14 protein-coding genes are annotated in these 13,212 nt (G+C 62.1%); 10 read left to right on the top strand and 4 right to left on the bottom strand.

Features of this window, described 5'->3' with window-relative positions; translation table 11 throughout:
* Positions 1–16: 16 nt before the first annotated feature.
* Together RA24_RS17890 and RA24_RS17885 are read right to left on the bottom strand one after the other, a co-directional pair.
* The gene (locus RA24_RS17890; protein WP_019295096.1) at positions 17–1,003 is read right to left on the bottom strand and encodes a branched-chain amino acid ABC transporter permease; all 987 of its coding nucleotides are present in this window, start codon (positions 1,001–1,003) and stop codon (positions 17–19) included.
* 102 nt (positions 1,004–1,105) lie between these two features.
* Positions 1,106–1,924, bottom strand: coding sequence for an ABC transporter ATP-binding protein (locus RA24_RS17885; RefSeq protein WP_029204703.1), 819 nt, complete (start codon positions 1,922–1,924; stop codon positions 1,106–1,108).
* Positions 1,925–1,979: 55 nt separating this feature from the next.
* On the opposite strand from RA24_RS17885, the gene RA24_RS17880 reads away from it, so the two are divergent.
* Entirely contained in the window at positions 1,980–2,198 is a 219-nt protein-coding gene (locus RA24_RS17880; RefSeq protein ID WP_241480973.1) for a hypothetical protein, read from the top strand.
* A gap of 53 nt (positions 2,199–2,251) precedes the next feature.
* Here RA24_RS17880 and RA24_RS17875 read toward each other — a convergent pair whose 3' ends face one another.
* Entirely contained in the window at positions 2,252–4,216 is a 1,965-nt protein-coding gene (locus RA24_RS17875; protein WP_039193287.1) for an AMP-binding protein, read from the bottom strand.
* Positions 4,217–4,671: 455 nt separating this feature from the next.
* Between RA24_RS17875 and RA24_RS17870 the strand changes: the two genes are divergently transcribed.
* The 4 genes from RA24_RS17870 to RA24_RS17855 all read left to right on the top strand — a co-directional run bounded on the left by RA24_RS17870 (position 4,672) and on the right by RA24_RS17855 (position 8,008).
* Positions 4,672–6,573 carry a hybrid sensor histidine kinase/response regulator gene (locus RA24_RS17870; protein ID WP_039172278.1) on the top strand — a complete coding sequence of 634 codons (1,902 nt, stop codon included), beginning with the start codon at positions 4,672–4,674 and terminating at the stop codon, positions 6,571–6,573.
* Positions 6,570–7,274: a response regulator transcription factor gene (locus RA24_RS17865; protein ID WP_019295101.1), complete on the top strand. Its 705-nt coding sequence runs from the start codon at positions 6,570–6,572 to the stop codon at positions 7,272–7,274. Before RA24_RS17870 ends, RA24_RS17865 begins: the two co-directional genes overlap by 4 nt.
* A 66-nt stretch (positions 7,275–7,340) precedes the next feature.
* Positions 7,341–7,739 carry an MAPEG family protein gene (locus RA24_RS17860; protein ID WP_019295102.1) on the top strand — a complete coding sequence of 133 codons (399 nt, stop codon included), beginning with the start codon at positions 7,341–7,343 and terminating at the stop codon, positions 7,737–7,739.
* A 41-nt stretch (positions 7,740–7,780) separates the two neighbouring features.
* Positions 7,781–8,008 (top strand): WGR domain-containing protein, encoded by a 228-nt coding sequence (locus tag RA24_RS17855; RefSeq protein WP_019295103.1) that lies wholly within the window; start codon positions 7,781–7,783, stop codon positions 8,006–8,008.
* A 72-nt stretch (positions 8,009–8,080) separates the two neighbouring features.
* On the opposite strand, the gene RA24_RS17850 is transcribed toward RA24_RS17855, so the two are convergent.
* A complete protein-coding gene (locus tag RA24_RS17850) occupies positions 8,081–9,280 on the bottom strand; it encodes a hydantoinase/carbamoylase family amidase (RefSeq protein WP_039193286.1) in 1,200 nt (399 codons plus the stop codon).
* A 143-nt stretch (positions 9,281–9,423) separates the two neighbouring features.
* Here RA24_RS17850 and RA24_RS17845 point away from each other — a divergent pair, with 143 nt between their 5' ends.
* The 5 genes from RA24_RS17845 to RA24_RS17825 are packed head-to-tail and all read left to right on the top strand — an operon-like array spanning position 9,424 to position 13,176.
* Positions 9,424–10,074: a histidine phosphatase family protein gene (locus tag RA24_RS17845; protein ID WP_019295105.1), complete on the top strand. Its 651-nt coding sequence runs from the start codon at positions 9,424–9,426 to the stop codon at positions 10,072–10,074.
* A 21-nt stretch (positions 10,075–10,095) separates the two neighbouring features.
* Positions 10,096–10,710, top strand: a complete 615-nt coding sequence (locus RA24_RS17840) for a glutathione S-transferase family protein (RefSeq protein ID WP_019295106.1) — start codon at positions 10,096–10,098, stop codon at positions 10,708–10,710.
* 11 nt (positions 10,711–10,721) lie between these two features.
* Positions 10,722–11,774 (top strand): saccharopine dehydrogenase, encoded by a 1,053-nt coding sequence (locus tag RA24_RS17835; RefSeq protein ID WP_019295107.1) that lies wholly within the window; start codon positions 10,722–10,724, stop codon positions 11,772–11,774.
* Complete coding sequence (locus RA24_RS17830) at positions 11,771–12,037, top strand: SemiSWEET family sugar transporter (RefSeq protein WP_039147740.1); 267 nt, start codon at positions 11,771–11,773, stop codon at positions 12,035–12,037. The genes RA24_RS17835 and RA24_RS17830 overlap by 4 nt, the downstream gene beginning before the upstream one ends.
* Positions 12,034–13,176: a saccharopine dehydrogenase family protein gene (locus RA24_RS17825; protein WP_039147739.1), complete on the top strand. Its 1,143-nt coding sequence runs from the start codon at positions 12,034–12,036 to the stop codon at positions 13,174–13,176. The genes RA24_RS17830 and RA24_RS17825 overlap by 4 nt, the downstream gene beginning before the upstream one ends.
* Positions 13,177–13,212 lie beyond the last annotated feature (36 nt).

The raw sequence follows: 13,212 nt of genomic DNA, 5'->3' as shown, positions 1-13,212 counted from the left end.
GCAGATCATATGAGCCTCAGACCCGTTCAATGATCTTCTCCCCGAACAGACCCTGCGGACGGAACACCAGGAACAAGAGCGCCAGCACATAGGCAAACCAGTTCTCAGTCGCGCCGCCCACCAGCGGGCCAACCGCGAATTCGAACAGTTTCTCGCCCACACCGATGATCAGGCCGCCAACAATCGCGCCGGGGATCGAGGTGAAGCCGCCCAGCATCAGCACCGGCAGCGCCTTCAGCGCGATCAGCGACAGTGAGAACTGCACGCCGGACTTAGTGCCCCAGACGATGCCCGCAACCAGCGCCACGAAACCTGCGACCGACCACACCAGAACCCAGATGAAGTTCAGCGAGATGCCGACCGACAGCGCCGCCTGGTGGTCATCCGCAACCGCGCGCATCGCCCGGCCCTGCTTGGTGTACTGGCTGAAGGCCACCAGGCCCGCCACCAAGAGCGCCGCGATCACCGTCGCCACGATATCCAGATTGTCGATAAAGAAACCGTAGCCGAAGATGTTGAAGGTGGTCTCGTCGATCCACAGGTTGATGCCCTGCGGCAGACCGACGTCCAGCGTCTTGATCTCGGAGCCCCACATCAGGTCGGCAACGCCTTCCAGGAAGTAGGCCAGCCCGATGGTAGCCATGAACAGGATGATCGGCTCCTGCCCCACCAGATGCTTCATCACCAGCACTTGCACCAGCCAGGCCAGCAGCACCATCACCGCGACCGTCAGGGCAATCGCAACGACGCCGGGAACATTCCATCCGAAGTGGGTGACATGGCCACCAAAGACCGCATTGATCAGATGCGAAAACGGCACCTGCCCCTGCATGATGCCCACCAGCGTCATCGCCGCAAACAGCGCCAGAACGCCTTGGGCATAGTTGAAGATGCCGGAAGCCTTGTAGATCAGGACAAACCCCAGCGCGACCAGCGCATAGAGAACGCCCGCCATCAGGCCATTGAGCGTCACTTCCATCGCAAAGACGAGTTGTTCGGGCATTAGAGGCTCTCCTCGGAATTCTGCACTGCGGCGGTGCACAGGGGGTGCACAGGGGGTGTACGGGTGTCACCCTGCCGGAGGCGGGTGTTGCTGCGGTGCAACTCAGTCATGGCTAACCCCCAGATAGGCGTCGATCACATCCTGGTTGTTGCGCACCTCATCCGGGGTGCCGTCGCCGATTTTCTTGCCGTAATCCATCACCACGACCCGGTCGCTGAGGTCCATCACAACGCCCATGTCGTGCTCAATCAGCGCAATGGTGGTGCCGAACTCGTCGTTCACATCCAGGATGAAGCGGGACATGTCCTCCTTCTCCTCGACGTTCATGCCGGCCATCGGTTCGTCCAGCAGCAAAAGCTTCGGTTCCGCCGCCAGCGCCCGCGCCAGTTCGACCCGTTTCTTCAGGCCGTAGGGCAGCCGCGCAACAGGGGTCTTGCGGATGTGCTGGATCTCCAGAAAGTCGATGATCCGCTCCACCACTTCGCGGTTCTCGGTCTCTTCGGCCTCGGCCTTCCCCTTCCACAGGGCCTGCGAAAACAGGCCTGTTTTCATATAGTTAAGGCGGCCCGTCATAACGTTGTCCAGAACGCTCATACCTTCGAACAACGCGATGTTCTGGAAGGTGCGGGCGATGCCCTGGCGCGCCACCTCATAGGGGCGCATCGGCGGGCGTTTCTTGCCGTGGAACAGCACTTCGCCTTCCTGCGGCACATAGAAGCCGGAGATCACATTAAGCATCGACGACTTGCCAGCGCCGTTGGGCCCGATGATTGCGCGGATCTCGCCCTCGCGGATGTCAAAGGAGATGTCCTGGATCGCCACCACACCGCCAAAGCGCAGGGTGATGTTCTTCATCTCCATCACCACACCGCCGATGGTGCGGCCGTCGTCAGTCACATAGCTTAAGGAATTGTCAAGCATAACAACGGCCTCCATATTTCTGCCGCATAGAAATTTTAAGATTTCCATGCGATACTTGTTCAAAACGAGCAGCAAGGAGATCGACGTTATGTTCGGCGAACTTGAGCATTCCTGCCTTCTGAAGATGGCACTTGAATGCAAGCAGATGGGCCTCAGCCAATCCGAAAGCCTGGCCTCCATCATGGAGCAGACTCACGGGTTCAGCTCCCCCTTCAAGATCCAGCAGGTGGTCAACACGGCCTACAATCCCGGCCTCAACCCCGACCTGATCTGAGGGTGACCCGGCCTGCCCGGCACGGGGCGGGAAATTATCCGGTGAAACGTGCATCATTCCGCGGCCACCTTGTGAACCGCCCCAGGCTTCACGTCCGCATCGACAATTGTCAGCGTCGCCTTGATGGAGCCCTTGCGGCCGTCCTCATAGGTCACTTCCGTCACTGTCGAGACCTTTTCCGAGCCGTCGTACAGCGCGGTAATGATGTCGTCGAACTTCTCTTCCACGATGCGGCGGCGCACCTTGCGGGTACGGGTCATTTCACCGTCATCGGCATCCAGTTCCTTGTGCAGCACCACAAAGCGGTGAACTTGGCAGCCCGACAGCATCGGGTCCTCCGCCACTGACTTATTCACCGCCGTGACATGCGACCGGATGGTCTCCAGCACCTTCGGATGACCTGCCAGCTCCTGATAGGAGGCATAGGCGATATTGTTGCGTTCCGCCCAGTTACCCACGGCCGTCAGGTCGATGTTAATGAAAGCCACACAGCGGTCGCGGCCATTGCCAAACAGCACCGCTTCCAGAATGTCCGGATAGAACTTCAGCTTGTTTTCCACATACTTGGGCGCAAACATGCTGCCGTCGGCCATCTTGCCCACGTCCTTGGCGCGGTCGATGATCCGCAGATGGCCGGAGCCTTCCTCGAAGAAGCCCGCATCGCCGGTGGCAACCCAGCCCTCAGCATCCTTGGTTGAGGCGGTGGAGTCCGGGTTGTTGAAGTATTCAACAAAGGTGCCGGGCGAGCGGTAGTGGATCTCGCCGCTGTCGTCGATCTTGATCTCGACCTCCGGCGCCGGCACGCCAACGGTGTCGGCCCGCACCTCGCCATCCGGCTGGACGGTGATGAACACGGTGGCCTCGGTCTGGCCGTAAAGCTGTTTCAGGTTGATGCCCAGCGAGCGGTAGAAATCAAAGATCTCCGGCCCGATCGCCTCGCCGGCGGTGTAGCCCACACGGATGCGGCCATAGCCCAGCGTGTCCTTCAGCGGGCCATAGACCAGCACATTGCCCAGCGCGTATTTCAGCCGGTCCATCAGGCCCACAGGGCGGCCGTCCAGAATGTCGCCGCCGACTTTCTTGGCGTGCGCCAGGAAGTGGTGGAACATCTTGCGCTTCAGGGCGCCTGCGTCCTCCATCCGGATCATCACATTGGTCAGCTGGCCTTCGAACACCCGCGGCGGCGCAAAGAAATAGGTCGGCCCGATTTCGCGCAGGTCGGTCATCATAGTGTCCTGGCTCTCCGGGCAGTTCACGCAGAAGCCGCACCAGTAGGCCTGGCCGATCGAGAAGATGAAGTCGCCCACCCAGGCCATCGGCAGGTAGGAGAGTATGTTTTCGCCTTGGGTCAGATGATCGAACTCTGAAGAGTTCTTGGCGCTTTGGATCACGTTGCGGTTCGACAGCACCACGCCCTTGGGCTTGCCGGTGGTGCCGGAGGTATAGAGCATCACGCAAGTGCTGTCATAATCCAGCTTGACCTGCCGCGACTGCAGCTCACCGATCAGCTCATCATGGGCGGCGCGGCCCTGATCCTGAATATGGCTGAACTGGTGCAGCTGGGTGTGGTCGTATTTCCGCATGCCGCGCGGATCGAGATAGATCATATGCTCGAACTGGTGCAGCTGATCCTGGATCTCGATCACCTTGTCGGCCTGCTCCTGATCGCCAACGATCACGAAGCGCGCGCCGCAGTGACCCAGCACATAGGCCATCTCCTCGGCTACCGCGTCCTGATAGAGCGGCACCGGCACAGCGCCCACCGCTTGAGCGGCAACCATCGACCAGTAGAGATAGGGACGGTTGCGTCCTATGATGGCGACAAAGTCGCCTTCCTTCACGCCAAGGTTGATGAGGCCCAGCGCCAGCGCCTCGATTTCCTTTGCCGTTTCGGACCAGGTCCAGCATTGCCAAATGCCGAATTCCTTTTCCCGGTAGGCCGGCGCATCCCCGAATTGCGCCGCATTGCGTTGAAGCAGCGCCGGCAGGGATTGCATACCCTGGGCGCCCGTCTGCATCTGAGCCAACTTTCTCTCCTCCCTTTCCGGCGTTACTGCCGGACTGGCCGCTGCCCGCGGCTCTGGCCCCGATTAGGGACAGCGGTAGAGTAGCCCGTCAACTTTTTCCTGATGTTTTCCCAAATCTTACGAATTGTAACAGCCCGTTTCGCCTTATTTTAAGGGCTGTTACGCTAGCCTTCGTAAGGTTGCATGAGCGAAACCTTGCAGCGCAAGGTAACAGTCCGCCCGCATTCGCGCGGGATACGAACGAATGGACAGTGTTTCGAATCAAGCTCTACTGGTGGATTTATGAAACTTTTGATCAGCCTGCCTACGCTTAGTAACGGCACCCAGAAACTTTCAACAACCATAACGTGATCACTGTTTTAACGCCGCGGCACCGGGAAGCCCCGCGGCCGAATGGCAATTTGCCCTGAACCTGCCCCGGTGCTAGCCATGATCCGGGGAGAGCCATGAACCGGACAAGCAAACAACACGCCGCAATGACCACCGCCGGGCTGAACCTGATCGCCCAGGCGCTGTCGATCTATGATAACGACCTGCGGCTGTCGGTCAGCAACCGGCGCTTTCAGGAAATGTTCAACCTGCCGGACCACCTGGTGCAGCCCGGTGCCTCCTTTGCCGAGACAATCCGTTTTCTCGCTGAAGCCGGGGAATATGCGCCGGAAAGTGACATTGAGGAGATCGTTCAAAGCCGGGTTGAGCAGGCGCTGGATTTCGTGCCGCATTACCTGGAACGCGAGCGGCCCAACGGGCAGATGATCTCGATCGAAGGCTCGCCGCTGCCGCAGGGCGGCTGGGTTACGGTCTATACGGATATCACCCGCGCCAAGCGCGCCGAGCAGCTGCTGCGCTCCCGCTCCGAAGAACTGTCGGAGAAACTGATTACCCATACTGAGGAACTGTCCGCCGCCAACCGGCAGCTTGAGGCCGCCAACACCGCACTGGAAGAGACCAAGCGCCAGCTGACGGAAATTGAGGGCCGCACCCGCCTGACAACGGAAATGATGCCTGCCCATATCGCCCATGTGGATGCGGACGGTTATTACACCTATACCAACCGCCGCCTCAGTGCAGTGTTTCCGGGGCGCCCGTCGGATATCCTGGGCATGCATATTTCGGATGCATTGGGGGAGGCCGCATTCGAGCGGATCGAGCCGCATCTGCTGGCTGCCTACAAGGGCGGCAGCCCGGTTTTCGAGTTCACCGAAAGCCACGGCAGCCGCCGCATCAGGGTCGCTTTCACCCCTGACCAGCAGGGCGGCGTCTATATCCTGTCGATGGATGTGACCGAGGAAACCCAGGCCCGCGTGGCGCTGCAGCAGGCACGGCGCCGCGAGATGGCGGCGCAGATGACCAGCGGTCTGGCACATGATTTCTCCAACCTTCTAACCATCATTCTGGGCATGCAGGGCAAGCTGGAGAAGATGGGGCTGGGCGGTGAAGCCAGCGATCTGGTGCAAGGCACCCTATCTGCAGCGCGGCGTGGCGGGCGGCTTTTGAACCGGATTGCCGAGATGACCAGCCAGCGCACCCTGCGCCCGCAAGCGACGGATATGCACGCACTGCTGGACGAACTGAAAGTGCTGGCATCACCTTCGCTGCCGCAAGGACTGGGGCTCAGCATTCTCGACAACCTGCCGGATCAGGCGCTGCTGTTGGACGCGGGCAAGCTGCAGGACGCGCTGTTGAACCTTATCCTGAACGCCCGGGACGCTTGCGGCACTTCCGGCCAAATCACGGTCAGCGCCCACTCGGTCGGCCAGACGTGGGTTGAAATCACCGTCACCGATACTGGCCCTGGTTTTTCGCCGGAAGCACTGGAAAAAGCTCTGAACCCGTTCTTCACCACCAAGGGCAGCGAGGGCTCCGGCCTAGGCCTGCCGATGGTCTATGACATGGCAAAACTCGCGGGCGGCGACATGCGGATTGGCAACGGCATCAGCGGTGCCGCGATCACCTTGCGCCTGCCATACCGCCCGGCCCCGGATGCCGGCGGCGGCATGGCGCTGCTGGTTGAAGACAGCGAGGAACTGCGGGCCGCCTTCCGCGATATGCTGATCGACCTCGGCTATTCGGTGATTGAGGCTGCCAGCGTGGACGAGGCCTGCGCACTGACCGCCGACCTGCCGGACATCGCGCTGGTGCTATCGGATATCATGCTGGAGGGCAGCGCAACCGGCGTTGATTTGGCCGTCCGGCTCGACGGCTCCGGCCTGCCCTGCATCCTGATGACGTCCTTGCCCGTCAGCGATCCGCTGTTCCGCAAGGCATTGAAATGCGGTCCGGTTTTGCGCAAACCTTTCACCATCCACCAGCTCTCTGAGCTGATCCAACCGGAGCCCGCCGTATGACATCGCCCCTGGTCACCATATTGGATGATGAGCCGGAAATCCGGCAGATCCTGACCGAAACGCTGGAGGACGCAGGCTTTCGCACCCAAAGCTTTGCACGCGCGCGGGAATTCGAGGCCGCGCTGAACCGGGTGACGCCGGACGTCTGCCTGGTGGACCTGTCGCTGCCCGATACCGACGGGCTGGCACTGGTGCACCGGCTGGCGCTGGAACAGGGAGCGGCAGTCATCATCATTTCCGGCCGGGCGCAGGTGCAGGACCGGGTGACCGGCCTGGAACTGGGCGCTGACGATTATATCACCAAGCCCTTCGACCCGGCAGAGGTCGTGGCCCGCGTCCGGGCCCGCCTGCGTGCTGGCCCGCGAACCGCAGCGCCCGCCAGCAACACCGCAAGGTTTGCCGGCTGGACCGCCCATTTCGACCGCTACGTGCTGGAGGATTCCGAGGGCTCCGAGACCCCGTTCTCCCATGCCGAAGGTGAGGTGCTGCGGCTGTTCCTGGACAGCCCCAAACGGCTGATCTCCCGCGCACAGATGCAGGAGATGCTGGGTGGCGCGGCCGGTGACAGCTTTGACCGGGCGATGGACGTGCGCATTTCGCGCCTGCGCACCAAGCTGCGCGAAGATCCTAAGAACCCGCGGCTGATCAAGACGATTTACGGCGCAGGCTATATCTTTTTGGGCGATGTCGACTGGGCCTGACCCCGCTCAGGTAGAAAAGCACCCAGACCGCACTACGCTCCTGTTGATAGACAAAAGGAGCGAAAGATGACGCAGTTGCAGTATTTTACCGCCCTTTCGGGGCTTTGGGTGGCGCTGGCCTGGCTGCCCTATATCCTTGACCGGGTCATGGTCCGCGGGCTGATGGGAGCAATGGCCAATCCCGGCCCCAGCGACCTGCCGCAATCGCTGTGGGCGCAGCGCGCGCACCGGGCGCATATCGTTGGGGTAGAACTATTTGCCGCCTTTGCGCCGCTTTCCGTTCTGGCGATGCTGGTGCTGCCGCCAGAGGATCAGCCCGGCACCTTGGGCCTCAGCTTCTTCCTCGGCATGGCAGCGCATTATGTCGTCTACGCCATCGGCATTCCGGTGCTGCGCACGCTGGCCTTTGCGGTGGCGGCGCTGTCTTCCGCGCTGCTGGGGCTTACGCTGCTGGGCACTGCATAGAGATTCTTGCCCGGGCGAATCACTTGGCATAGAATCACCCCATGGCCACCTGTCTGCTCTACCGCCAAGCCCCCTCGCGCCCGTCGCGGTTCTACCGCATTGAGCTGGCGATGAATCTGTTCTCCGAAGTCTCCGTGCTGCGGGAATGGGGCGTGGCCGGCGGCAACGGGCAAAGCGTGATCAATATCTACGCCAACCTGCGCGAGGCTTCGCTGGCCGCTGACAGGCACCGCAACCGGATGATCAAGCGCGGCTACGGCCGGGCCTGACCCGCGCCGCTCCAGCGGCGCCCGGCCAAACTGTGACGGGCCTCTGACAGGAGGCCGGGAACAGGCGGGAGATCACCCGGCCAGGGCGCGGGCAGCGCGGTCCAGAACTTGCAGCCCCAGCACCAGGTCCTCCTCGTCCGTATCCTCGTCAAAGGCATGACTGATACCGCCAATCGACGGCACAAACAGCATCCCAGCAGGCATAACCGTTGCCAGATTGGCCGCATCATGCAGCGCGCCGGAGGGCATCTTCTGCCACTTGCCGGGTGCCAGAGCCTGCGCTGCCTCGGCCAGTTCCGCCTGAAACCGTGCATCCATCGCCGCCGGTTCTATACCCATCACCGGGCCAAGCTCAGCCTTTACACCTTGATCCGCAGCAATCTCCCGCGCGGTCTCCTTGATGATGCCCTCCATACTTGCCAGCCGACCGGCATCTGCATCCCGCCACTGCATGGAGAACTCCACCCGCCCCGGAACCACGGAGGACGCATTGGGGTGCAGCGCCACATGGCCGATGGTCCAGACCGTGGCGGGTGTCACCACATTCGAAAAACGGCTGTTTAGAGCCGCATTGAAGGAAGACAGCGCCTGGAACGCGTCCCGGCGCAGGTGCATCGGCGTAGTGCCTGCATGGTTCTGCCGACCCTCAAACGTGATCCGCATATCCCGGATGCCGACAATGTCCGTCACCACCCCGATCCCCAGGCCGGTTTCCTCCAGATAAGGGCCCTGCTCGATATGCATTTCAAGGAACCCGGTGAACCTGTCATGCGGCAGGAAATCCCCGGCCAGATCCGCCATTCTGCCGCGCATGTCCGCAAGTGTATTGCCCTGAGTGTCGGCAAACCCGTCCGCCACTTCCAGTGACAGCTTGCCGGTCCAGACATCAGAGCCGGTCAGCACCCCAAACCGTCCCTCCTCATCCTGGAAGCTGACGCAGGAAATGGATGGCCCGCCATCCTCCTTGGCTGCGCGGGCAGCCTCAAGCCCGGCAATTACGCCCAGCGCGCCGTCCAGCCAGCCGCCTTCGGGCTGGGTGTCACTATGCGACCCCAGCAGCAGGCTCTTCCCGGCCGCCAATCCGAAAAGGTTGCCGAGCGGGTCAAAATGCGGCTCTAAACCGGCGTCTTTCATACGTTCCGCCAGCCATTTGCGCGCCGCTATGTCGGCGTCCGAGTAGGCCTGCCGCACCACGCCCTTGCCCGCACCTGACACGCCAAAGCTGCGCAGCTTATGCAGGTCATCAAGAAATCTCTGAGGATCAAGGGGCATGGCAAATCTCCAATCTGGCAGATGCACACTGCGCCATGTCTTTCGCGCCTACAATGAATTTGGCAGACGCAGTTTCAAGCCGCCCTTCCCTCTGCCTGCAAGCTCCCCTAAGACTCCCCCGGTAACAACGGAGCCGCTGCCCCATGTCCCACATCACGCTGATCCGCCACGGCCAGGCCAACACCCAGGCCCGCGACGAGGCCAGCTATGACCGGCTCAGCGATCTGGGCCACCAGCAGGCGGCCTGGCTGGGCGACCACCTGCGGGCCAGCGGCAGCCATCATCCGCGTGTCTATTGCGGTACTCTGACCCGCCATATCGAGACCGCAGCCTCAATGGGCTTTGCAGAACCGGTACAGGACGCGCGGTTGAACGAGATGGAGTATTTCACCCTTGCCGAGGCGATGCGCGATCAGCACGGGTTGCCCATTCCGGAAGAGCGTGAGGGGTTTGTCGACCATCTGCCAAAGGTCTTCGCCGCCTGGGCAGCCGGCGAAATTGCCGAGCCTTACGAGAGCTGGTCGCAATTCGAAACCCGCACCCGGCAGGCGCTGGAAGAGATCGCCGTAGGCGACGGCCCGGCCTTGGTGGTGACGTCTGGCGGGCTGATCTCCATGGCAATGCGGCAGGCGTTGGGGCTGGACACCGCAGGCATGGCCCGGATTGCCCTGGCGGTGATGAACACCTCCATGCACCGGCTGTTCCCCATCGGCGGCCACTGGAGCCCGGTTTTGTTCAATGCGGTGCCGCATCTGGAAGCGCCGGACCGGCATTTTGCCCAGACACATCTCTGAGACATAAACGGGAGGGACGACATGCAGCTCTACTATGCCCCCAATACCATCTCGGTGGCCGTCGCCATCGCGCTTGAAGAAGCCGGAATAGACTATGAGGCGGTCAAGATCGACTTTGCCGCCAAGGAACAGACCGGTGCGGCCTATGCCCAGATCAACCCCAAGGGCCGGGTGCCTGCGCTGGCGGTCGAGGGCGGCATCCTGACAGAAACCGGCGCGCTGCTGGAGTACATCGCTGACATGGCTCCGGAGGCGGGCTTGCGGCCGCAGGACCCGGTTCTGCTGGCACGGATGCGCGAGGTGATGTTTTACCTCGCCTCCACCATGCATGTGAACCACGCGCACCGCTTGCGCGGCGCCCGCTGGGCCAAGGAGCGGACCAGCTGGAAGGACATGCAGAAGATGGTGCCCCAGACCATGGCCGCCTCCTGCGGCTACATCAGTCAATCCGGACTGCGCGGCCCGTTTGTACTGGGGGACGAGGTCAGCCTCGCCGACTGCTACCTTTACGTAGTTTGCACCTGGCTGGAAGGTGACGGGGTGAACACCGCGGATTTCCCGAAAATCCAGAACTTCATGACGGCAATGGAACAGCGCCCATCCGTGCGCGCGGTCTATGCCAAGGGAATGCTTTGAAGGACATGACAATGACGCATCTGTGGGTACGGGCCGAGCAGCGCCCCAACGAAGACCGGGTGGGCCTGACGCCCGAAGGCGCCAAGGCTCTGCAGGCCGCGGGAATCAAGGTCACGGTCGAAGAAAGCTCTGTCCGGGCAATCCCGCTGCAGGGCTACATTGATGCAGGCTGCGAGATTGCGGCGGAGAACTCCTGGCCGCAGGCGCCTGCGGACGCGATCATCTTCGGTCTGAAAGAGCTGCCCGAGGATGGTACCCCGCTGCCGCACCGCCACATCATGTTCGGCCATGCCTTCAAGGGCCAGCACTCCGGCAAGGCTTTGCTGGAGCGGTTCAAGTCCGGCGGCGGCACGCTTTATGATCTGGAATACCTGGTCGACGAGACCGGCCGCCGGGTTGCCGCCTTTGGCTACTGGGCAGGCTATGCCGGCGCCGCGGTGACGCTGAAAGCCTGGGCCGCGCAGCAGCGCGGAGAACTCTGCGGCCCGGTTGGTGTCTACGGCGGCAAGGATGCCTTGCTGGCAGACTTGGGCGCGGAGCTTGACGCCCTGAACATGGACCGCCCCACCGCGATCGTGATCGGCGCGCTTGGCAGGGTTGGCACCGGTGCGGCGGATCTATGCGAGGCGATGGGAGTCGCTGTCACCAAATGGGACATGGCGGAAACCGCCAGCGGCGGCCCGTTCCCGGAGATCCTGGCCCATGACCTGTTTCTGAACTGCATCTTCGCACGTCCGGGCACCCCGGTCTTTGTCCCGCGAGAGGCCCTGACGGCGGACCGCAAGCTGACCGCCATCGGCGATGTCGCCTGTGACCCGGACAGCGATTACAACCCGGTGCCGGTCTATGACCGTGCCACCACCTGGGAGGCCCCAGCACTGCGCGTTGCCGAAAACCCGATGCTCGACGTGATGGCAATCGACAATCTGCCGTCGATGCTGCCGGTGGAGAGCTCCCAGGATTACGCAGCTCAGCTGCTGCCCTCGCTACTGACGCTAACCGATCTGGATAGCGGCGTGTGGGGCCGGGCCAAGGCCACATTCCTGGAGCACTTGCCCCAATGAACGCGACATACATCGGATTTCTGGCGGCCCTCCTCGGCACCATCTGCTGGCTGCCGCAGGCCTGGAAAGCCTGGGCAACCCGGGACACCGCCGGTCTATCGCTGCCCGCAAACATGATGTTTCTCGGAACCGTCAGCCTGTGGTTGATCTATGGGCTTTTGGTGGGCGATGCGCCCATCATTCTTGCCAATGCCTGCACCATCGTCATTGTTCTGGCGATCATCGCAGCGATCCTGAAATACAAGAAAGGGACTGACACATGACTATTCACTGGTGCGGCACCGGCCTGTCGGCAATCCCCGGCTTGCGCCGTCTGCTGGAAGCGGGCCATGACGTGGCGGTCTGGAACCGGACCACCGACAAGGCGCGCGAGGCCGTGGGCGACCTGACCACCAACATTCACGCCTTCAGCATCGCCAACCTGGGCCAGATGCTGAGCCCCAAGGACGTCATCGTCTCGATGCTGCCCGGCGACTGGCATGTGCCGCTGGCGGAGCTGGCCATCGAGCACGGCGCGCATTTCGTCTCCTCCTCCTACATCGCGCCGGAAATGCGGGCGCTGGACCAGAAGGCCAAGGATGCGGGCGTCTGCCTGATCAACGAGGTTGGCCTGGATCCGGGTATCGACCATCTGATGGCCCATGCGCTGGTCGCGGATTACAAGGCCTCCGATGCCTTCGACCCGGCTAACGAGATCAGCTTCATCTCCTACTGCGGCGGCATCCCCAAGACCCCGAACCCATTCCGTTACAAATTCAGCTGGTCGCCGCTTGGCGTGCTGAAGGCGCTGCGCTCGCCGTCGAAGTCGATCCGCGATTTCAAGGAACTGGATGTCGCCCGCCCGTGGGATGCGATCTCCTCCTATGAGGCACCGCTGCCCGCCCCCGAAAGCTTCGAGGTCTACCCGAACCGCGACTCGATCCCCTTCATGGGCCAGTACGAATTCGGCGAAGACTGGAAGGTGAAGGAATTTGTCCGCGGCACCCTGCGCCTCAACGGCTGGGCAGATGCCTGGGCGGATGTATTCAAGGAAGTCGAGACCCTCTCCGGTACCGAAGGCGACGCCCGGCTCAAGGAAATGTCGGACCAGTTCTGGGCCGAGAACGCCTATGACGAGGGCGAACCGGACAGGGTGGTGCTGTGTGTCGGCCTGAAGGCCGAGAAAGACGGTGCTGAGGTCTGGCACAAGACCTATGTCATGGACGCCTGGGGTGACGCGCGCGGCACCGCCATGGCGCGTCTGGTGTCCTACCCGGTGTCCTTCGCCATTGAGGCCGCTATGAACGGCAAGATCGCCGCCGGCGTCCACGCCGCGCCCAGCGACCCTGCCCTGGTTGAAAAGTGGATGGCCGCGATCGGCAAGCTGGCCCAACACCTCGAAATCGTTGACAGCAAAGCCTGATAGCAGGTTGAAAGAACCAAGGGCGCCCGGTTGCGG

The organism is Leisingera sp. ANG-M6, assembly GCF_000813905.1.
Taxonomy (GTDB): Bacteria; Pseudomonadota; Alphaproteobacteria; order Rhodobacterales; family Rhodobacteraceae; genus Leisingera.
This window is presented reverse-complemented; position numbering and strand designations above follow the sequence as displayed.